Below are 22,273 nucleotides of genomic sequence, written 5' to 3'. Positions count from 1 at the left end.
TAAAAAGGTCTTGATGTTTTTATCAAAACATGCGGTTGTTTTTTAGAAGAGAACTTGGATCATAGTAAGAATTCGATTTTTGATGGTCATCAAAACAAAAAAGGAAGCACAAGATGTGTGCTCCCTTTTTTCATTTATTGAAGACTTTGAGAAGCCTTAGTTCAGAAGTTAATCCTTCAAACTTTTCATATCGATCACGAATCTGTACTTCACATCGCTTTTCAGCATTCTTTCGTAAGCTTCGTTGATGTCCTGCATTTTGATGATCTCTATATCGGAAACGATATTCTTCTCACCACAGAAATCCAGCATCTCCTGAGTTTCCTTGATCCCACCGATCAATGATCCTGCAACAGAACGTCTTTTGTAGATCATAGGTTTGGTACTTACAGAGTCATTCTCGAACTCGCCGATAAATCCTACCAAAACCAAAGTCCCGTTCACTGTCAAAGTATTCATATAAGGATTGATGTCGTGCTCATAAGGAACCGTATCGATGATGAGGTCAAACTTGTTAAGGGCAGCTTTCATTTCCTCTTCGTCTGTCGAGATGATTACCTGGTCTGCGCCTAATTTCTTAGCATCATCCGTCTTTCCAGCGCTTCTGGAGAATAATGAAACGTGCGCGCCAAGACCTTTTGCCAATTTGATGGCCATGTGTCCCAGTCCACCCAATCCAACTACAGCTACTTTTGAGTTCTCGTTCACATTCCAATGTTTCAAAGGCGACCAAGTGGTGATTCCAGCGCAAAGAAGTGGTGCAACGGCAGCCAAATCTAAGTTTTCTGGAACATGTAGAACAAAATGCTCATCTACCACTACAGATTCTGAGTAACCACCGTACGTTCTTTGATTGTCGATATACTTGTCTTTTCCATTGTAAGTTCCAGTGAATCCATTTTCACAGAACTGCTCTAGATCTTGAGCGCAGCTGCTGCAAGTTCTGCAAGAATCTACCATGCAACCCACAGCTGCAAGGTCTCCCACTTTGAACTTGGTCACCTCACTTCCAACGCCCGTGATCCTTCCAACGATCTCGTGGCCTGGAACTGCCGGGTAAACCGAGCCACCCCAATCATTCCTTGCTGTATGAAGGTCCGAGTGGCAAACGCCGCAATACATGATGTCTATTTCAACATCTTTTGGCTGGATCTCTCTTCTTTCTATCGTTATTAATTCTAAATCGTTTTCGGGAGCTTCTGTCCCGAACGCTTTTACTTTGTGTGTGTGCATATTTTTAAATATTTTTACTTGAAATTACTATTAATGATCTATCTTGTTCTTGATGAAAAAACTACTTTATAAATGCTATCCTGCACTTATCAATGTCTATACCGTTTGGATCTTGTATTTGCTTTTTTTTGCATCTTTTCGTTATTCGGAGACCACTCTTTTTACAATCAAGACTGTTCCATTTGAGACCATCGACGAATATACAATGAACGTCATCAGATATGATAAGCTGGAATTTGTCAAGAACATCTTTGGGAATATCATTCTGTTTATCCCTTACGGTTTTCTCGGGATTCTTTATCCAAAACTCAATCAATTCAAATGGTTTGTATTTGCGTTTTTTATTGTCATTAATATCGTAGAGTTCTCACAATATTATTTCAAAAGAGGTTTTGCCGATATTGATGATATCATCCTCAATACATTAGGTGCTGTCATTGGTTTTCTTATCTACAAAAAGTTTTTCTTTGTTAAGGACAAATAACCTTCATCTCTGTCCTTCGATTTGTCTGATGTTGAGCTTCTGTACAATTTACATCATTGCTGCATTTATTTAAAAGTTTTGTTTCTCCATATCCAATTGGTTTTAAACGAGATTTGACAATTCCTTTCGATACCAAGTAATCAACTGCAGCGTTTGCTCTGTTCTGAGACAATATTTTGTTGTAATCATCAGAAGCTCGGGAGTCTGTGTGAGAGGCCAATTCAACTTTTACGGTTGGATTGTCTTTCATGAACTGCACCATCTTATTAAGTTCCGCCTTTGCTTCCTCACGGATAAAATATTTATCCAGATCGTAATGGATATTCTTAAGATTAATAGGTTTTCCACAAGTGGTTTCCTCCATGCAAACTTGAAGATTCAGAAAAAGTGTGTTGCTTCTGTCTACGTTTTTGGAAGTGACAGTTTCGGTTTGTGAAAAGTAATTTCCCTTTTTACCATAGATGTTATAGGTCGTATTCTTATCAGCTCTGAAATAGAACTTGCCCTCTATATTCGTTTTTATCTCGTGAACAATTTCTGTTTGAGTGTTTTTGATGACAACTGTCACCTCTCTCAATGGGTCTTTGGAATTGCAAATATTCACTTGTCCTTTCACAAAAAAAGTTTCCTTATCTGTCGATATCTCCTTCTTCAACATCGCATTTTTGACGAACTCATTTTTCTCAGCCTTTGCAGAAATTAAATCAATATTGTAAAGACTTCCTTTGATCTCATAATTCTCAGGCTTGATATTTTTGAAGAACGCAACACCTTGCGCATTGGTCCTTGCAAAGTAAGCGCGTTTCCCATTCTTATAAAGTTCTACAAAGGTATCTGGCAGTAGTTCTCCTGTTTCTTTATCTCGTGCAATGACAGATAATCCATAATTTGGACTTGCATCTTTACCTGAAAATCTAAATGTAAGCCCTGCAAAAACACCTGCTGAATGGATCTCGTGTTCCAATGCCGAAGTTCTAATTTCAGCATTTGCAGGAGATATCATATTCTGATTATTATTGAAAGTAAAAGGAATATAACCCGACAAATTCCCGTTTGCAACCAGATCTTTTGCTTTAAAATGCTGAAGGTAATAGCCACCGACATTCAACCCAACATTCTCCGAGAAGAACCAATTGAACTCCAATTGACCTTTACCAGATAGACTATTTTTCTCGTCATATCCTGGATGAGAATTAAGATTGTAAACAGTTGCTCCATTGGTTGAAGCCAGTGAAGTTTCGCCACCTTTGATATTGGAAATTCCCCCTTTTAACTTGAACGTTAATCCCATATTATCATTGATTACCCATCGCAAGTTGGGACCAATTCCAAAGAAATAGCGCTGGATTTTATTTTCACTCAAAGTTGGGTCAGAGAGTTTTGTATTTCCTAAATATAAATTCTCTGTTGGATAAGAACTTTTCGGTGTGTTGTTGAGATAATCTGCATCGATTCCCAAACCTATCCAATTAAAATAATAATCTACAGAAATTCCCAGATTCAAATTCGGTTTGTAATCAATATATTTTGTTTGATTATCATACGAAGGAAAATCCAATCCACCTCGCAAAGAGATATTGAATTGATTGTCATCGTATAAAGAATTCCTGAATTGCGAATTAAAATTTTGAACTAAAAGTATGAGGAGAAGGAGATAATATTTTCTCATTTATTAAGGCTTTCTTGGTTCCACAAATTTACAGAAATTAATAAATAAAAATGCCGGCTATAAACCGGCATTGTATGTTGAAAACAAAATTTTTACTGTTTGATGATCTGGGTGATCTTCTGCGTATTGTCATCCAAAGTGTATCTCATCAGATATTTCCCTGGACGAAGTTTGTCAAGTCTAAGCTCAGCATTGTTGCTGTTGATATTATATTCTCCTACTTGAGCTCCTAAAATCGAGAAGAAAGTCACTGTTTTAATTTTAACAGAAACATCTTTTGATTTTAGCAATAAGACGTCCTTCGTAGGATTAGGATAAGCCACCAAAACACCATCATCGGTTCTTTGGTTAGAAATTGTACGTGCAGTTTGTGCTTTCATTTCTCCCGAAAATCCCACTGATACTACCGTAAATATGATAAAGAATAAAAGTTTTTTCATTCGCTTTAGTCTGTATTTGAACAATTACAACAAATATATTTTAAATAAATTACTTATGCAATAGTCTATCCATAAAAGTATAATTAAATTTGCATAAATATTTTTAATAAAGATGATCTCAAGAAATAGAAGACTCAGAACCAACGATTCTATCAGAAGGCTAGTGCGTGAAACCAGTCTCACAACAAACGATTTGGTGTTGCCAATGTTCGTTACAGAAGGTGATAACAAAAAAGAAGCCATATCATCTATGCCAGGCGTTTTTAGACAAAGTTTAGATCTTACGGTCAAAACTGTCAAAGAAAATTATGATCTTGGAATCAAAGCCATCAATCTCTATATGAAGGTTTCCGAGAACCTAAAAGACAACACCGGAAAAGAAGCTTGGAACCCGAACGGATTGATGCAGAACGCTATAAAAGCAATCAAAGACGCCGTTCCTGGAATTATCATTATGCCAGATGTCGCCCTGGATCCGTACTCTATTTATGGTCACGACGGTATCATCAAAAATGGAAAGATAGACAACGATTCCACAGTAGAAGCACTTGTGAAAATGGGAGTTTCCCTTGCAGAAGCTGGTGCAGACATTTTGGCACCAAGCGATATGATGGATGGCCGAGTTCTAGCGATGCGCGAAGGTCTGGAAGAAAACGGATTCACGGATGTTGGGATCTTGTCCTACGCCGCCAAATATGCAAGTGCGTTCTATGGACCCTTCAGAAGTGCTTTGGACAGCGCGCCGGTTGATAATCAAGATATTCCGGCAGATAAAAAAACATACCAAATGGATTTCCACAATTCCCGTGAAGCCATAGACGAAGCTTTGAAAGACGTGGACGAAGGTGCCGACATCATCATGATAAAACCCGGAATGCCTTACCTGGACATCGTTTCCAAGATCCGAGAACTCATCACGCAACCAATTGCCGTTTACCAAGTCAGTGGCGAATATGCGATGTTGAAAGCTGCTGCTCAAAACGGCTGGCTGGACAACGACAAAGTTCTCATAGAAAGCTTGACCAGTTTCAAACGTGCCGGTGCCGATATGATCTTCACCTACGCCGCTCCCGAAGTTGCAAAACTTTTGAACAGATAAATTTTTTAGGAGCTTAATCCCGCTTTCCACTATATCTTTTTTGCTTTAATCACATTTGGTTTTAGAAACACGATTTGTGAAAAAGCAAAAAAGGATGCCGTTGCAATCGGGGCTATGGGTTTTGTTATCCAAACTTTGCTTTATAAAAGTTTTTCCATTCCCTCAGAGAAAGCCACAGAGTGGTGACCTGTACACCTGGAAATTTAAAAAAAATCAATCTTCCTCACCCAAACTTTGAGGAAGATTTTTTTTATTCTTAATTCCAAGACCTTTCAACTTCTGAGTTTGAAGGATCAAATTATCATTCCCCGAACTCAACTGTTTGAAAGCATCATTGTAAGAATTCTTCGCCTGGTCAATATTCTTCCCAATGCGTTCCAGATTATCGACAAATCCCACAAACTTGTCGTACAATTTCGCACCTCTGTCTGCAATTTCCATCGCATTTCTATTCTGATGTTCGCGTTTCCAAAGGTCTTGAACCAGTTTGAGAGAAGTTATCAAATTGGTTGGGCTCAATAACAAAATCCTTTTGTCATAGGCGAAATTCCAAAGATTGGGGTCGGTTTGCAAAGCCGTCATATAAGCGGCTTCACTTGGAACAAACATCATTACAAAATCTAAGGATTTATCGAAATCATCATAAGCTTTCTGACTTAGCTGCACGATGTGATTCTTAACCGATTGCAAATGCTGATTCTGTTTGATGGTGAAAATTTCGGCATCCGTTTCATCCGTCATTTCTACGAAAGCGGTGAGAGAAACCTTGCTGTCAATGATGACATTTCTATTGTCTGGATATTTTACAACCGCGTCTGGACGCATTTTTTTACCGGAAAATTCGGAGAAGATGGCTTTGTTATTTTCATCACGGAGTTCGTGCTCCATAAAGTATTCCTGATTTTTCCTCAATCCAGATTTCTCCAAAATACTTTCCAAAATCATTTCGCCCCAATTTCCTTGGGTTTTGCTTTCGCCTTTCAAAGCGCGCGTTAGCTTTTTGGCGTCTTCGGAAATTTGTTGGTTCAGGTCTTTCAGTTCACGCACTTTTTCGCCAAGAGAAAAACGCTCTTTGGATTCCTTGTCGTAAGTTTCATTGACTGTATTTTTCAGTTCGTTGATCTTCTCCTGAAAAGGTTCAAGAATTAATTTTAACTGATTTTGATTGAGTTGCGTGAACTTTTCAGATTTTTGTTCCAGAATTTGATTCGCTGTTTTCTCAAACTGAAGTCGGTTTGTTTCCTGAAGTTTTACAAAATCCTCTTTTTGATGTTCTAGATTTTCCTGCAGGTTTTTGTAATGTGCGTTGAGTTCCGCGTTGGTGAAAAGCAATTCTTCCTTACTTTTTTGGATCAATGAATTTTCTTTCGTCAATTCAAGATTGGAAAGTTTCAGTTCTTCAATTTTCTGTTGATAGTTGAGTTCGTTTTCCTGCGCCCGAATCAGTTTTTCATAGGCGTTATCAAAGTTTTTCTTGCTGACGGAACTGGCTTTCATTAAAAGAAATACGAGAACCGCACCGATGATTATTCCAAAAAGTATATATAAAGTCAACATTATTTGTTAGAGATATTTGTAACTATTGTATTGCTCGCAGCCCGGTCTGAGTGGAAATCCTTTTTTGCTTGGTCTTCAAGTTGTATTTGAAGTGAAATCGTCTGCAAAAAAGATTGACTTCGTCGAACCACTCCGTTAGGTTTGGGAACGGAGGACTGATAAGCTGCCCAAATATTTATCATTTTACTTCTCGTTTTCCAGCTTATTTTTAGAATCAACCAAAGCCTTTTTCTCTTTTCCGGAAAGTTCGGGGAATCTTAGGTCCATTTCTTCCAACTTATCAATAATAATCTGGATTGCAGCAACTCTGGAAAACCATTTCTGATCAGCTGGAATCACAAACCAAGGTGCAGATTCGGTCGAAGTTTTTTTTATCGCTTGCTCGTAAGCTTTCTGATAATCGTCCCAATAGCCTCTTTCTGTAAGGTCGCCTTCCGCAAATTTCCAGTTTTTATCCTCTTCCTTGATTCTGTCTAGGAATCTTTCTTTCTGCTCTTCCTTAGAAACATTTAGGAAGATTTTGATGATTTTGGTTCCGTTGTTTGCCAGATGTTTTTCGAAATTTCTAATGCTTTCGTATCTGTTGTCCCAGAATTTGTCATCAAATTGTTTGACATCGGTCCAAGTTTTTTCGCTGAGGTTATATTCTGGGTGAACTTTGCAAACGAGAACACTCTCGTAATGAGAACGGTTGAAAATTCCGATCTTGCCTTTTGCAGGAAGTGCAATATAATGACGCCAAATAAAGTCGTGAGAATATTCCTTGGTGCTAGGACTTTTGAAGCTGGTCACTTCGCAGCCTTGCGGATTTACGCCGCCGAAAACATGTTCTATCAAACTGTCTTTTCCCGCAGCATCCATCGCTTGGAGAACAATTAATAAAGATTGACTTCCGTCCGCATAGAGTTTTTCCTGAAGCAGTCGAAGTTTTTCCTTTTCGATTTCCAAAAGCTGTTTTGCCTCGTCTTTGTTGATCTTTCCGCTGTATTTTGTCTCATGTTTCCCAATCTCGAATTTTGAGTTTTCTTTGATTAGAAAATCATCGGAGAAGTTGTAATCCATAATATTTGATTTGATGTAAATATAAAAAAAACCGCCTCGTTATGAAAACGAGACGGCAATATAAATTTGTAGATTTTTTAACTATTGTGCAGCTTCTACTTTTTTAGCAGTTTTGGCAACTTTTACAGACTTAGCTGCGGGTTGTGCTTTGGCAGTAGCTACAGGAGAAGAAACTGTCAATTTAGCCTCTTGGTTTACGCCAGCAACATCTTCAACATTACCTTTGATGTAAAGTACAGATCGGTTGTTTGCAGGGTCATTAGAATAAACCTCGATCAATTTGTTGAAAGCACCTTTGATCCCAGTGTTGTATCCAACTTTGATCTGAGCAGTTTTACCTGGCAAGATCGGGTCTTTGCTCCATTCTGGAGTTGTACATCCGCAAGAAGGTTTCACTTCACTAATGATAAGTGGCTTGTCACCAGTATTTTTTACAGTGAAAAATCTGTGACCATCAGCTCCAGCTTTTACATTTCCGTAATCAAAAGTTGTTTTGTCAAATGAGATAGTTTGAGCAGATGCAAAAGCCAAAGCTCCTGTCATAAATAATCCTGCAAGAATCTTTTTCATATTTTTTTGTTTTAGTATAATTAAACTTTTAAGTAACAAAGTTATAAATAATTTAAATATGTGATGTTAATTTTTTCACATTATCTTATTTTTGCAACTTATAAATAACTTACGACATGCAGATCGCTGACAAATATAGCCCACAAGAAACTGAACAAAAATGGTACGACTTCTGGTTGGAAAACAAATATTTCCACTCAACGCCGGATGACAGACCACCTTATACGATTGTAATTCCACCCCCGAACGTGACTGGAATCCTGCACATGGGACACATGTTGAACAATACGATCCAAGATGTTTTGGTCAGAAGAGCGAGAATGCAAGGTTTCAATGCTTGTTGGGTTCCTGGGACGGATCACGCATCTATCGCAACAGAAGCGAAAGTTGTAGCGAAACTGAAGTCTGAGGGAATCAGTAAAAAAGATATTACCAGAGAAGAATTCCTGAAGCACGCTTGGGAATGGAAAGAAAAATACGGCGGAACCATCCTTGAACAATTGAAAAAATTGGGTTGTTCTTGCGATTGGGACAGAACGAGATTCACGATGGAAGAAAATCTTTCCAAATCAGTAATCAAGGTTTTTGTTGATCTTTATAATAAAGGATTGATCTATCGCGGATATAAAGTTGTAAACTGGGATCCGGAAGCTCAAACCAATATTTCTGACGAAGAAGTGATCTTCAAAGAACAAAATGGAAAATTATTCTATCTTAAATACAAGATTGAAGGGACAGAAGATTTCTTAACTGTTGCAACGACACGTCCAGAAACTATCTTCGGTGATGTTGCCGTTTGTGTAAATCCGAATGACGAGAGATATCAACATCTGAAAGGTAAAAACGTAATAGTTCCAATCGTTGGTAGAGTAGTTCCTATTATCGAGGACGATTATGTTGATATTGAATTCGGAACGGGAGCGTTGAAAATCACGCCGGCTCACGATATCAATGATTATGAAATCGGACAAAGACACGGCTTGCCGATCATCGATTCTATGGACAACGATGCTGTTCTGAACGAACACGGAATGCATTATCAAGGTCAAGGAAGATTTACCGTTAGAAAAGAAATAGCTAAGGAATTAGAAAAAAAAGACCTTCTTCTAAAAGCGGAAGATTATGTGAATAAAGTGGGGACATCTGAAAGAACTGGCGCTGTAATCGAGCCGAAAATTTCTGTTCAATGGTTCCTTAAAATGTCAGAAATGGCAAAACCAGCTTTGGATGTTGTGATGGATGATAAAATCAAATTCCATCCTGAAAAATTCAAAAATACCTATCGCCATTGGATGGAGAATGTTCACGATTGGAACATTTCGCGTCAGCTTTGGTGGGGACAACAGATTCCGGCGTTCTATTACGGAACGGGCGAAAATGAATTTGTTGTAGCTGAAAATATTGAAGATGCGGTAAAATTAGCACAAGAAAAAACGTCCAACTCCCAACTTCAAGCTTCTGACCTTAAACAGGACGAAGATGCGCTTGACACTTGGTTCTCCTCTTGGTTGTGGCCAATGTCGGTTTTTGAAGGGATTTTGGATCCGGAAAACAAAGATATCAATTATTATTATCCAACTGCGGATTTGGTAACTGGTCCGGATATCATTTTCTTTTGGGTTGCCAGAATGATCATGGCTGGATTGGAATTCCGACAAGAAGTACCTTTCAAAAACGTTTATTTCACTGGAATCGTGAGAGATAAACAAAGACGAAAAATGTCCAAGCAACTTGGAAACTCTCCAGATCCAATCGATTTGATTGAGAAATATGGTGCGGACGGCGTTCGTGTTGGAAGTTTGTTAAGTTCCGCTGCAGGAAATGATCTTTTGTTTGATGAAGATCTTATGTTGCAGGGAAGAAATTTCGCTACGAAGATTTGGAATGCTTACAAATTGATTCAAGGCTGGAAACGAGACGAATCTATCAAAGCGCAAAACCACGACCTTCAAACCATCGAATGGTTCGGCGAACAATTGAACAAAACGGTTGGCGAGATCGAAGATCAATTCTCGAAATTCAGGATTTCTGATGGATTGCATTTGGTTTATAAACTGATCTGGGACGATTTCTGCTCATGGTATCTTGAAGCTGTAAAACCTAATTTCGGCGAAGCAATTAGTGAAGATGTTTACCAAAAAACAATTGCTTATTTTGAGGAATTGATGAAATTGTTGCATCCATTTATGCCTTTCTTGTCAGAAGAACTTTGGCAGTCGATTTCGGATAGAAAAATTGATGAAGCTCTGATCATCACGCAACAGAAAAAATCTGAAAGTTATAATGAACAAACCATCAAAGATTTCGATTTTGCTAAAGAAGTGATCTCCGGCGTTAGAAATTACCGTCAATCAAAAGGAATTTCGCCAAGAGAATCTGTGGAAGTTTTCACAAATGCGACAGAACTAAAAGATGCTGAGGTAATTCAGAAATTATCCAATATTTCAGAAATCAATTTTGCCCAGAAAACCGATAAACCTAGTTTCACATTCTTGGTTGGTTCTAATGAATTCTCAATCCCATTAAGCGAAAACCTTGATTTGGGAGAAGAAAAAATCAAAACTGAAGAAGAAATCAAATATCTGAAAGGATTCTTAATTTCGGTTGATAAAAAGCTTTCAAATGAGAAATTCGTAGCCAACGCAAAACCAGAAGTTGTAGAAATCGAACGTAAAAAACAGAAAGACGCGCAGGATAAAATTGTTCTTTTAGAAGAAAAACTGAAAAGTTTATAATGACACACATAGAAAACATAAAAAAACTATTCTCCAAAAATTTTGTAGAAAACCCACTTCTGGAAACGTATGAAGCTGGAGAAATTCACATTTCTTCAGGTTTCATCGTAGCCAGTGATCCTTTGATTTCGCCAGATCATTCGGCTTTCACGCAGGAGTTTCCGAAAGGTGATTTTCCGGTTCATATTTATAAAGAAACCGAATCCAATTGTGTTGCTTATGCTGAGATTGTCTTTGATAAAAATAAAGTGGCAGAAAACTGGAAATTGGCTTTGTGTGATAATCAGAATTTGAAAGATCTGAAAGACGAAGAGATTTACGGTTATCTTGTAGAATCTGGGATGGGAAGCTTTATGGACAAAGATGCTCAGAATGCTTTGAATACATTAGAAAAAGAATTATTCAAGAAAAAAGGCGATCAGTTTATGGGAATCTATGAGGAGTTTTTCCATTCGCATTTTTTTGACGAAAATGGCGCAATCGACCAATTCTCAATTTTGAAACCTTATCAGGACAAAAAGGAAAACATCGTCGCTTTCGAGACAGGTTATGGCGAAGGATTCTATGCAACGTATATTGGTTATTCCAAAGATAATCAGGTGGTTAAGTTAATTTCTGAATTTATAGAAATTGGTATGGATTAAATTATTACTTTAGCCTCTAATGAAATCGCAATTAGCGATTCTATTTGACCTTTGAAAACATTGAATGTTAGCAAATGAAACTGAGTAATACAAAACCGCAGATCGTAGTTGTAGGAAGTTCTTCCATTGATCTGATCATGAAAACTTCCAAGATCCCGACAGCCAATAACACTGTTCTTGCCGATAATTTGAAAAGTTTTTTGGGAGGAAAAGGGGCAAACCAAGCAATTGCGACATCCAGATTGGGTGCAAACACATCGCTTGTAAGTTGTATTGGGATGGATCCGTATGGTCAGCAAGTATTGAGAAATCTGGATGATGAGGAAGTGAACGTGGCCTACGTATACGAAGATGAGGACGAAGCGACAGGAACGGCCTATGTTACAGCTTCCAACGAGGGAAATGCAATAACAGTGGTTCCTGCAGCCAACTATAACTTAGCCCCAAAGAATGTAGATGAGGCGGAGAAATATTTGGCCGTTGCAGATCTGATCCTGACCCAAATGGAAATTCCTGCCAAAACAGTGGAATATCTTTTCCAAAAAGCTAAAAAATTGGATCGGAAAATTGGGATCTACGCGGCACCTGCCAGCCGGCTTTCCGACGAGATCATAGACTACGCAACTTTCATTGTTGCAAAAAGTACCGATCTGGAAATTATCTTTGGCGAAGGCAATCATGAAGATATCATGAAACATCTTCCGAATAAATTGTTTGTGAGAGATGGCGCCAACAGCACAAGTTACTTTGATGGCTCAGAAATGAAATATTTTCGAAAAAATCCAAGTACAGAATCGCACAGCATGGGCTTGGGAGATGCATTTACTTCTGGATTTTCAATTGCTTTCCTACACGGGAATTCTATCGAGGATTGTGTGAAATTTGGAAATGAAGTTGCTTTGAAAGCGGCCGATTACCGAGGTTCTCAGAAAGGTCTGCCTTATCTTAAAGAAATGAAGGAATTGATATCCCACGCATATTAATACTTACATTTACCCGAACAAAATTTTCTACTTTTACTGAAATCTAATCGCTTTTCATGAAAAGTATCGATGTTTTAACTGATGACAATTATCCCTTGTCTGGCCACTTTTTTGAACCAACAGATCCAAATGATAAATTATTATTGATCAACTCGGCAACGGGTGTGAAACAGCAAATTTATTTTTCATTTGCACAATTTTTCTGTGATCAGGGTTTTACGGTGATCACCTATGATTATCGCGGGATTGGACTTTCGAAACCGAAAAAGATGAAAGGCTTCAAAGCATCAATGAGAATTTGGGGAACTGAGGATTACAAAGCGTTAACCAATTATATTAAAACCAATTTTCAAGGTTATCAAAAATTCTGTCTCGGACATTCGCTAGGTGCCTTGATATTGGGAATGAATGAAGATTCGAAAATGTTTGAGGGATTTTTTTTCGTGGGAACTCAGAATGCTTTTGTTGGAAATTTAAAGTTCAAAACAAAGATCGAGGCTTATCTTGGCTTCGGAATTGCACAGCCGTTGTCAACAAAGATCTTGGGCTATTTCCCAGGCAATTGGTTCGGACTTGGCGAAAGTTTACCGGCTGGAAGTGCTTTCGATTGGCGAACTTTGATTCTTAATAAAAGGTCAACAAATAGGTTGTTGGAAAAGGTAAAGGATCACTCAAAAGAGCTGACTCAAAAGGTTTTTGTCATAAGAGCAGAAGACGATGCGTGGCTCACAGAAAAAGGCGTGAGGTCTCTTTTGGAAGACACTTACCCGAATATGAGACCAACTTACAGATTAGTAAAAACCTCCGAATCCGAAAAGAACGAAATAGGACACATCAACTTTTTCCGAAGCTACAACAGGAAACTTTGGAATATTATTTTAAAAGAATTGAATTAATGGAATTGATCAACAAAACAATAGAATTAGTAAAAGAAAAATTAGAAGGAACAGAGTCCGGCCACGACTGGTTTCACATAGAACGTGTTTGGAAGCTTAGCTTGAAAATTCAGGAAAAAGAAGGTGGAGACAAGTTGATCATCGAATTAGCCTCACTTTTGCACGACATCGCTGACCCAAAATTCCACAACGGCGACGAAACCATCGCCACAAAGATCGTAACCGAATTTCTGACCGAACAAAAAGTAGATCAGGAAACCATCGACAAGGTCATTTTCATCATAGAAAATATGTCCTTCAAAAATAGAAATGAAGCGCCGAAAGATCTGCCTTTGGAACTGAAGATCGTCCAAGATGCGGATAGATTAGACGCCATTGGTGCGATAGGAATTGCAAGAACTTTCAACTTTGGAGGCTACAAAAACAATCTGATGTACCATCCGGATATCGAACCAAAATTGACGCAATCCAAAGAAGAATACAAAAAATCAAACGGAACTACGATCAACCATTTCTATGAAAAATTGTTGCTGCTGAAGGATCTGCTCAATACAAAAACTGCCAAAGAAATTGCGGAACACAGACATCAATTCATGCTTCAGTTCCTGGACGAATTCTACAAAGAATGGAATGTCACTTTTTAATTAAAGAGAAACCATTATCTTTGTTTCAATGTTGATCATTTTAATCCTAATTTTTCTCATCATTGCATTATTTCTTTCGGCTGTCCGAGGGGGAAAATGGAGTTTTTGGAACAAGGTCGTCCGCACAATTATTACCATTTCTGCAGCCACATACTTCACGTTTTGGTTCGTGGAAAGGAGCGTTTCTCAGTTTTTGGAGAACTCTTTGGCGGTTCAGGTCATCAATTACTTGCCGCAGCCGATAGATTTTTACATCATCAGGATTCAAGACCAAGTGCCTGAATATCAAAAATTCAGTTCCAAACACGTTGGTCAGGTCCGCCCAGAATATTTTAGGATAGAGTATCTCAATATGCAGAAATCCAATGAGTTTTGGGTCGTTGGATACATTGGAAAAGGCAACTTGGTTTACTTTTCACAAGTTGCAGTCCCGAACAAAAACGAGGACAAGATCATCGAGGTTCGCAATTACATCAACCACAGTTTGAAACTCTCGACCATCGCCACAGAAAAAGTTGCAGAGCTGAAGTACGAGAACATCAAGCTCAGCATTTGGGTCACGTTGGATTTACTTTTGATTTTCCTCAACGCCGTTTTACTTTTCCGAAGCAACAAGAAAAAGTAGAATATTTGGGCAGCTTTATCCGCCTTCCGTTCCCAATCTTTTTTCCAGCGCTAATCCAGCCACAAAAAAGGATTTCCACTCAAGTCGGGCTGCGATGATGACCTAATTTTGAAACGAGTTTTACAAATCAAAAGTCTAAAACCAAATTTCATTATTTATAAAATTTAATACCTAAATTTATAGAAAGTATAAAATTAGGTTTCGGGTTTCTTCTCAACTTTGTACATTTAGCAATCCAAAAATGGTACAATTACTGCAACCTAATTAGACAAAAAATATTTCAAAATGAATCTATCAAACCATATAAATTCAGCACAGAAAACTTTCTTGGAATGGAAAAAAGTGCCGTTCACAGAAAGACAAACATTACTCTTGAAGCTCGCTGATGTTCTTGAAAAAGACAAAGAGAAATTTGCTAACCTCATCACCACAGAAATGCACAAACCGATTTCTCAATCCATTGCGGAAATCGAAAAAAGTGCAGGAATGATAAGATATTACGCAAAAGCAGAAAACGTGCTGAAACCGGAGAAGATCAAAACAGAATTCGAAATTTCTGAGGTTCATTACGATGCGTTGGGAATTATTCTGGGTGTGATGCCTTGGAATTTTCCGTTCTGGCAAGTACTTAGATTTGCGGTTCCAGCAATTCTGGCAGGAAATGTAATCCTATTAAAACACGCTTCCATCTGCTTCGAAAGTGGCGATGCAGTAGAGAAAGTTTTCAAAGATGCAGGTTTCCCAGAATACATTTTCCAAAATCTGAGAATCGGTCACGAAGAAATCAAAGAGATCCTGGAAAATCCTTTTGTACGAGGCGTAAGTTTGACTGGAAGTGAAAAAGCCGGCGCAAATGTCGCTGCACTCGCTGGAAAAAATATCAAAAAATCTGTTCTGGAATTGGGCGGAAGTGACGCCTATATTGTTTTGGATGATGCAGATGTTGAAAAAGCGGCAACCGAAGCGCCGAGCGGAAAACTTCAAAATACAGGTCAGGTTTGTAATGCAGCGAAACGTTTCATCGTGCATCAAAAAGTGGAGAAAGATTTTGTCCCGAAATTCGTAGAAGAATTCAATTCCTATCAACCAGCTGACCCTTTCAAAAAGGAAACTAAACTGAGCAAAATGGCAAGACCTGATTTGGCAGACGAATTGGAAAGTCAATATAAAAAAGCTTTGAGAAATGGCGCAGAAGTGGTTTTGGCTTTGGAACGTATTTCGGAGAGCGAGTTTCGTCCGGGAATTATTTTAGTGAAAGAAGGCAACCCGATTTTGCAGGAAGAATTATTCGGTCCGTTGGCAATGTTGATGGTTGGAAAAGACGACGAAGAGATTTTGAAATTGGCGAATGACATTCCGTTTGGATTAGGAAATTCGGTTTGGACGAAAGATAAAAAACGAGCGCAATTTTTCATAGAAAATCTGGAATCTGGAACAGTTTCCATCAACAAATCCACAAGTTCAGATGCAAGACTTCCTTTTGGTGGTGCAAAATCCTCTGGTTACGGCGTTGAATTGTCTCTGCACGCAATCAAGGAATTTACGCAGATAAAAACAGTTGTAGGAAATATTTAAATATTAAAGAAATAGCGCTTCGACTCCGCTCAGCGTGACAATTATAATAAAACCCTTTCAAATGAATCTTTGAAAGGGTTTTTGTTTTATTGAATGATAAATCTTGTTTTGAAGAGTGATCCCATAGCCCCGATAGAAGCGGCATCCTTTTTTTTTTGGTTAGGGAAATGCGTTGGCAAAAAAGATATAGCGGATAGCGGGAAACAGCTACTGAAAACCTTAATTCATATTTGCTGAAAGTTGCGTCTGGCTTTTAATATTTTGCCAGAGAATCTGCTTTGGCTTTTTTCTCGGCTGTCACCTGTTGAATCACAATATCTCTGTTCTCCTGCTCTTTCATTATGGTTGCAATGTGAGGTTCTATTATTTTGTTCATTTCGTCTTCGGAAATGTTGTTGGCTTCCGGCGAATCTAGAAGTTTTTTCCAAGGTCGTCTTTTGCCCCATGGATAATCGCCATAGACGATAACTGGCGTTCCCTTAGCTCTTTCTGTTGCTCCGCCTTTGTTCAGAACCCAATTGTCTACCCAGGTGTACATCCATTTGGCGTCTTCCTCCAACATTCTGAGACAGGCGTGCGAAGCGGGATATCCGGGCATTGCGTACTGGTGCCAGCCAATGCCGTCGAAGTTGGCGATGTTGACGTTCCAGCGCAATTTCCATTCGTCGCTGACAGTGGAGATGGCTACTTCTTTTTTCCAGTTGGCGAACATCAAACCGGTTTTGGTTTTGGTCGCTTTTTTGCCCATACTGGTTGGTCCCCATTTTACGATATTTCCGTATTCATAAACGCCGTACGCCTGAATCGGGTAGGAGAAAAATACGAATTTTTTCACATTTTCCAGGCTTGTAACGTGACCCGGAAATGGAGAGTATATCAGGAAGTCGTCCTCGATTTTTGCGGGAACCACCAAAGTGTCGGCAGCGCCAATGTTGGCTCTGTCCAGACGGTTAAGTGCAAGAATGGTGTAAAGTGCTTTGCCGGTAAATTCTTTCTTGTTTTTTTGAGAAACGGAGTCGGTGTTTTTGTATACCCAAGGAAAAAATCCGAAATCTTTTCGTGGGATGACCACGTCCGGTACTTTTGGTTTTTCTTCTTCTTTTTTCTCTTCCTCTTTTTTGTCATCGGAACCCAAAATGTCAGTGATAGGATTGTCTTTTGTCTCGGAAGGAATATTTTCGTCCTTTTTACATTGGACTAGAAATAAGGTTGATACGATAAATAAAGGAAGTAGGTTTTTAATTTTCATAGGATTCTTAGTGTTTTTTTTCAGCCTGAATATAAACAAAAAGGATACCATTTGGAACTTAAAATGGGTATTAAATTATAATTGACAAAAATTTAATTATCATTATTAATAATCAATTATTGTTTCTCAATGATGTTTTTGATGATTAGTTTGGCGTGGATTCTGGAATTCTCTATAAACCAAAGATGTGTGTCTTTTCCCCCGCAAACAACGCCAGCGAGATAGATTCCTTCGATATTGCTTTCCATTGTTTCGGGGTTGTAATTTGGATTCAGACATTCGTTTTGTAAATCGATGCCGATATTTTGCAGGAAATTAAAATCTGGTAAATAGCCTGTCATTGCGAGAACGAAGTCATTTTCTATTTCTTTCGTTTCGCCAGTTTCAGTTTTAAAGATGACGGAATTTTCTTTCACTTCGAGCAGCTCTGCGCCAAAGAAAGCTTTGATGCTGCCTTCTTTGATTCGGTTTTCAATGTCTGGTTTGACCCAATATTTGACGCTTGGTGAGATCTCATTTTTGCGGACAATCATCGTGACGTTGCCACCTTTTCTGTAGATTTCCAAAGCAGCATCTACAGACGAATTGCTGGAACCAATCACCACAACGTTTTGAAAAGCGTAAGGATAAGGTTCTGTATAATAATGTTTTACTTTTGGTAATTCTTCGCCTGGAATGTCCATCATATTCGGAATGTCATAAAAACCTGTGGCGATGATGACGTTTTTAGCAAAGTAAATTTGTTTACTGGTCTCGACCTGAAAAAAGGTTGATTTCTCAATATTCAGAACTTTCTCGTAAGGTCTGATATTGAGTTCTTTTTGCCGCGCGATTCCCTGATAATATTCAAGTGCATCTTGTCTGCCGGGTTTTGGTTTGGTGGTAATGAAAGGGATCTCGTCAATCTCCAAACGGTCGGCCGTCGAGAAGAAGGTCATATATAAAGGATAGTTGTAAAGGCTGTTCGCAACCGTTCCTTTCTCTATGATGATATATTTTAAATTATTTTTCTTCGCTTCCAGGGCGCTGGCTAAACCGATTGGGCCTCCGCCAACTATAAGAACATCGTATAATTTCATAACTCAAATTTACGGCTTTTTGGAATTAATTTCTGTTTTTTAATAGAATCCAACCATCAATTGTTTTGTCCGGCAGAATCATAATGTACCAATAACTGGATGTCGGCAAACTTCTTCCATTGAATTTACCATCCCAAATGAAACTGTTTGTGCTGGATTGCTCATAAACCATGATTCCGTTTCGGTCATATATTTTAAGATTGGAAGGCGTATCTTTGAAAACATCCAGGTCCCTGAATGTCCAAGTGTCATTCACGCCATCATCATTCGGTGTTATGACATTGATGACGTTTACGGAAAGGCCGTCTTTTGTAAGGCCAAGACATTCGGAATCTTCGAAGCGAACATAAAATCTAACAGGACCAGGCGTGATGTTTTCAAAAATATTGGAGTCTTGCCAGCTGATGCCGTCAATAGAATAAACTATTTTTCTGCTCCCTGTTGCGATGACCTGATAAGATGTGGCGGAAAGGCCGACCAGTTGAGTAATGATGGGAACTTCATAGGCTATCACATCAAAATATTCTGTATAAGTGCAATTATTTGCAATACGAATGGTGAGTGAATATTGACCTTCGGTTTTGATGTTGTCGATAAATAGATCTTTGGATATGATTTCTCCGTCCGGATTTTTCCAAGTATATTCTACTGGATTTATAAATGACAGGTCAGGCGCTATTTTGATTCCGACGCCTGGGCAAAAGTAATAAGGTGGTAATTCAAAGATAGGCGTATTTTTTAGTTCAATATTGATCTTCACCAATGCTGGACAGAAATTGACATCTTCAACTTTGATGAAAATGACAGGTGGATGTAAACTGTTATCGTACGGGTATGCAGACGGTGTTTCAATCTTATTTATTTTTTTATTCAGATCTTCTAAAGTTGGATAGTATGAATACGTAGCTGCGGAAGTGTAGATTTGATCTTCAAATTGGTCAAGCTTTAGGATTTCGTTACCGTCATTGCCTACATCACATTGTGACAACAAAAATGGGCCTTGATCTGCGGGAACCACATTTCCAAGCGTAAAATCAATAGTGGAGGGTAAAGTAAAACAGCCTGCCAGATTTTCTACAAGAACATAGATCCTAGTTGGAAAAGGAAGCTGTGAAAAGTTTTCAGGATTTTTTATAGGATTGTTGTTTGTAACATCCTCTTCTGTCAGAAAAAACATAAAGCGATTTTCAGGATCTGTTTCACTTACCATATTTTTTGTATATTCTGGTGATAATAGATTGACTTCCGGATTGCTGTCCAGATTGCTATCGCAAACTTGTATGGTAGAAGGTATCGCTTTCGGAGGGAAATAGGTTTTCAAAACGATAGAAGATACAGAAAAACAGTGCGTGTTTTTGGATTCGAATCTTGCCCAGAAAGTAATGGTATTGACGTAAGTGGTCTGGAAATTGGAAATCACTGGTGTTCCCAGATTTGCATCCTCTTTAGTTGAATAATAGGTCACGTCCATATCTGCTAACGTATCCGTATTTTGTGACGCAATGTACATATCGGCTTTTGCATCATTGAGGTCATAGGTTTCGCCGTAGTCGTATCCTTTGTCGCATTTTGCAATGGTAGCAGGTTTAATGATGACAGCCGGTAAAAAACTAAAATTAATATTGATCTTTGCTACGGCAAAACAAGCGCCTCTTGAAACTCTAACATAAACCTCTATGCTCTCTTTTATTAGAAAAGCTGTTGGGTCAGGAATTCCATTGGAAAATGTTCCATTAGCCGGATTATAATTGAGATAATAACTGTAGCCAAAAGTTTCTGGTCCAGAATAGATCTGAGATTGATGCTGTGTCAGGTCGTAAGCTTCAGAGCCGTCATTGTTGTTGTCGCAGATCCGTCCAAGATTTACATTCACCAGCTCATTGGTAAGCGTTGGGCTGGCTATCAAGTTCAGCGTTACTGGATAAACTCGAAAGCAATCACCATTATCTGCAACCATATCCAGGCGGACATAAATAATCGCGGGTGAGTTCGAGTTCGTAAGCAAATACGTCGTAATGGGACCTGAGTTGATATTGGCATTTATTGGATTGATAAAATAGCTCACCGTCACAGGTTGACTACCGGCAATCGCACCATTTAAAGTACTCAAGGTGACATTTTCTGTTCCATCATTTTGAAAATCACAGATGTCCTGATTTTGATTGGCAATGGGATTTCGAAGTTCAATTGTTATTTTCTTCACAGTAAAACAGCCATCCTCATTTTCGAATCGAACATAAAAAACATAGGTCACAAGGTCGCCGTCATCTTCGAGAGATTGAATAGCAGGAGTCTCTTCGCTCTCGTTCGGAACGGTAGCATCCTCCTGAGTTTTATAGAAAGTAACTGTCTTGATCTCCGAAATGGGCGTGATCAGCATATCTGGATAGATATCGTTCAGGTCTACAGTGATATCTTCTTTGCCATCGAAACAATATAGTTTTTTGATGTCAGTTGCTTCTATTTTTTCCAAGAATGTAATGTCCATATTCACTACACCAATAGAGAAACAGCCACTTGGATTGGTGACTCTCGCATAGACTGTATATTGGCCGCCTTTGATAGTGGATATACCTGTGCCGCCAGCCTGAGCCGCCAACATAGTGTCGTAATATCTGACCATAAGTGTAGGGTCTGTCGTTATTAGTGGCGTAACGAATGTTTTAAAATCGAAAATCTCGGAGTTGTCTGCATTGTTGTCGCAAAGTGTTTGACTGTAACTCACCGGGCTATTGATCACTGGTGAATTGCCTCCGGTGCTGTAGGTGATGTCTATATCATCGCTCAGTGTAAAATTTGATCCACAGACCAGATAGTTAACTGTAACTGTATATTTATCTGTCTGCGTTGGACAGGCGTTGATGGTTGCACCACTTCCGACAGTTTGACCGGCTAAATTTTTCCAGGTGATGCTTGGCTGTACCTGGGATCCTGCTGGACTGAATTTCCAACTTTCATTGCCGGATTGCCAGATGCCTCTGTTTCTGCCTGGAGGTGATAGACCATCGTCTCCTTCAGAATTCATAGTTCCGATCAGTGATTCTTTGAAACGTGCCGTTGCGCAGGGAAGTGGTTTGTTCTCAATGATGATATCTATTTCGTTGGAAAATTCAGACAAGACAATTTGGAAAGTGGAAGTATCTGTGCAACCTGTCAATCTTGCTTTGTAATAATTGATAACAAATTTCCTGCAAGGCGAACTTCCGATAACAGTATAGTAGATCTCGGAATCATCGGTCTCGGAAAATATCAGATCTTGCATCACCCCAAAAATGGAGTTTTTTTGTAAAAGCGCGCTTGGGTGTCGGCTAATATATTCGGATTGCTGGCTAATCCAGCTTGTGCCGTGTCAAAAGTTACAAGTCCATTGGTACTGATAACGATGTTCTTGTAAGTGTTTCCGTAAAAACAAAAATTAAAAGGCAGGGGAATGATTTGTGAAAAATCGTCATCGGTTTTGGCATTGAGTGGTGTTCCTTGGTCAAATGGTACTACTGGTGCATAAGTTTGGGATGCAACTTGGTAAGAAGTCGTCAGGAATGTTTTGGGAACATTGGTCGTAAGTTCTACGCAAGCCCCATTTCCGCAGCTCAACTGTGCCGATGTGTTTCCAAAGATATCAGTTGCGGTAATATTAGAACAGGTTTGTGAATAGAGAAATTGAGTATGAATCAATATAATCAGCGATATTAACTGTTTCATAATCTACGCTTTAATTATTACCTAATT

Annotated in this window: 19 protein-coding genes; 9 read left to right on the top strand and 10 right to left on the bottom strand. The window is 38.8% G+C overall.

From position 1 onward, the window contains the following. Positions 1-168: 168 nt before the first annotated feature. The gene (locus AXA65_RS13555) at positions 169-1,233 is read right to left on the bottom strand and encodes an NAD(P)-dependent alcohol dehydrogenase (RefSeq protein WP_063970630.1); all 1,065 of its coding nucleotides are present in this window, start codon (positions 1,231-1,233) and stop codon (positions 169-171) included. A gap of 52 nt (positions 1,234-1,285) precedes the next feature. On the opposite strand from AXA65_RS13555, the gene AXA65_RS13550 reads away from it, so the two are divergent. Next, positions 1,286-1,717, top strand: coding sequence for a VanZ family protein (locus AXA65_RS13550; RefSeq protein WP_063970629.1), 432 nt, complete (start codon positions 1,286-1,288; stop codon positions 1,715-1,717). On the opposite strand, the gene AXA65_RS13545 is transcribed toward AXA65_RS13550, so the two are convergent. Beyond that, on the bottom strand, positions 1,704-3,386 hold the full coding sequence (locus AXA65_RS13545) for an OmpA family protein (protein ID WP_063970628.1): 1,683 nt from the start codon (positions 3,384-3,386) through the stop codon (positions 1,704-1,706). The two genes, AXA65_RS13550 and AXA65_RS13545, sit on opposite strands and share 14 nt — an antisense overlap. 92 nt (positions 3,387-3,478) lie before the next feature. After that, positions 3,479-3,826 (bottom strand): T9SS type A sorting domain-containing protein, encoded by a 348-nt coding sequence (locus tag AXA65_RS13540; RefSeq protein ID WP_063970627.1) that lies wholly within the window; start codon positions 3,824-3,826, stop codon positions 3,479-3,481. Between the two features lie 106 nt (positions 3,827-3,932). Here AXA65_RS13540 and hemB point away from each other — a divergent pair, with 106 nt between their 5' ends. Next, a complete protein-coding gene (gene hemB, locus AXA65_RS13535; protein WP_086048204.1) occupies positions 3,933-4,925 on the top strand; it encodes a porphobilinogen synthase in 993 nt (330 codons plus the stop codon). A 213-nt stretch (positions 4,926-5,138) separates the two neighbouring features. Here hemB and rmuC read toward each other — a convergent pair whose 3' ends face one another. From rmuC to AXA65_RS13515, 3 genes are all read right to left on the bottom strand, one after another. Further along, positions 5,139-6,482 carry a DNA recombination protein RmuC gene (rmuC, locus tag AXA65_RS13530; protein WP_063970625.1) on the bottom strand — a complete coding sequence of 448 codons (1,344 nt, stop codon included), beginning with the start codon at positions 6,480-6,482 and terminating at the stop codon, positions 5,139-5,141. Between the two features lie 183 nt (positions 6,483-6,665). Next, complete coding sequence (locus AXA65_RS13520) at positions 6,666-7,544, bottom strand: PPK2 family polyphosphate kinase (protein WP_063970623.1); 879 nt, start codon at positions 7,542-7,544, stop codon at positions 6,666-6,668. 81 nt (positions 7,545-7,625) lie between these two features. Beyond that, positions 7,626-8,114: a DUF1573 domain-containing protein gene (locus AXA65_RS13515; RefSeq protein WP_063970622.1), complete on the bottom strand. Its 489-nt coding sequence runs from the start codon at positions 8,112-8,114 to the stop codon at positions 7,626-7,628. 116 nt (positions 8,115-8,230) lie between these two features. On the opposite strand from AXA65_RS13515, the gene AXA65_RS13510 reads away from it, so the two are divergent. From AXA65_RS13510 to AXA65_RS13480, 7 genes are all read left to right on the top strand, one after another. Then, positions 8,231-10,849 carry a valine--tRNA ligase gene (locus AXA65_RS13510; RefSeq protein WP_063970621.1) on the top strand — a complete coding sequence of 873 codons (2,619 nt, stop codon included), beginning with the start codon at positions 8,231-8,233 and terminating at the stop codon, positions 10,847-10,849. After that, the gene (locus tag AXA65_RS13505; protein WP_063970620.1) at positions 10,849-11,493 is read left to right on the top strand and encodes a DUF4241 domain-containing protein; all 645 of its coding nucleotides are present in this window, start codon (positions 10,849-10,851) and stop codon (positions 11,491-11,493) included. Before AXA65_RS13510 ends, AXA65_RS13505 begins: the two co-directional genes overlap by 1 nt. Positions 11,494-11,567: 74 nt before the next feature. After that, positions 11,568-12,476: a PfkB family carbohydrate kinase gene (locus AXA65_RS13500; protein WP_063970619.1), complete on the top strand. Its 909-nt coding sequence runs from the start codon at positions 11,568-11,570 to the stop codon at positions 12,474-12,476. A gap of 56 nt (positions 12,477-12,532) precedes the next feature. Continuing rightward, positions 12,533-13,372, top strand: a complete 840-nt coding sequence (locus AXA65_RS13495; RefSeq protein ID WP_063970618.1) for a serine aminopeptidase domain-containing protein — start codon at positions 12,533-12,535, stop codon at positions 13,370-13,372. After that, positions 13,372-14,016: an HD domain-containing protein gene (locus AXA65_RS13490; protein ID WP_063970634.1), complete on the top strand. Its 645-nt coding sequence runs from the start codon at positions 13,372-13,374 to the stop codon at positions 14,014-14,016. Before AXA65_RS13495 ends, AXA65_RS13490 begins: the two co-directional genes overlap by 1 nt. A 28-nt stretch (positions 14,017-14,044) precedes the next feature. After that, positions 14,045-14,641 carry a hypothetical protein gene (locus AXA65_RS13485; protein ID WP_228391682.1) on the top strand — a complete coding sequence of 199 codons (597 nt, stop codon included), beginning with the start codon at positions 14,045-14,047 and terminating at the stop codon, positions 14,639-14,641. A 285-nt stretch (positions 14,642-14,926) separates the two neighbouring features. Next, entirely contained in the window at positions 14,927-16,216 is a 1,290-nt protein-coding gene (locus tag AXA65_RS13480) for an aldehyde dehydrogenase family protein (protein ID WP_063970617.1), read from the top strand. Positions 16,217-16,469: 253 nt separating this feature from the next. On the opposite strand, the gene AXA65_RS13475 is transcribed toward AXA65_RS13480, so the two are convergent. The 4 genes from AXA65_RS13475 to AXA65_RS13460 all read right to left on the bottom strand — a co-directional run bounded on the left by AXA65_RS13475 (position 16,470) and on the right by AXA65_RS13460 (position 22,246). Beyond that, positions 16,470-17,465, bottom strand: coding sequence for a L,D-transpeptidase (locus AXA65_RS13475; RefSeq protein ID WP_063970616.1), 996 nt, complete (start codon positions 17,463-17,465; stop codon positions 16,470-16,472). A 116-nt stretch (positions 17,466-17,581) separates the two neighbouring features. Beyond that, positions 17,582-18,544, bottom strand: a complete 963-nt coding sequence (locus AXA65_RS13470) for a YpdA family putative bacillithiol disulfide reductase (RefSeq protein WP_063970615.1) — start codon at positions 18,542-18,544, stop codon at positions 17,582-17,584. Positions 18,545-18,569: 25 nt separating this feature from the next. Next, positions 18,570-21,806, bottom strand: coding sequence for a T9SS type B sorting domain-containing protein (locus AXA65_RS13465; protein ID WP_063970614.1), 3,237 nt, complete (start codon positions 21,804-21,806; stop codon positions 18,570-18,572). Continuing rightward, positions 21,806-22,246, bottom strand: a complete 441-nt coding sequence (locus tag AXA65_RS13460; protein WP_063970613.1) for a hypothetical protein — start codon at positions 22,244-22,246, stop codon at positions 21,806-21,808. Before AXA65_RS13460 ends, AXA65_RS13465 begins: the two co-directional genes overlap by 1 nt. Between the last annotated feature and the right edge of the window lie 27 nt (positions 22,247-22,273).

Source organism: Chryseobacterium sp. FP211-J200 (genome assembly GCF_001643375.1).
Lineage (GTDB): Bacteria > Bacteroidota > Bacteroidia > Flavobacteriales > Weeksellaceae > Epilithonimonas > Epilithonimonas ginsengisoli.
This window is presented reverse-complemented; position numbering and strand designations above follow the sequence as displayed.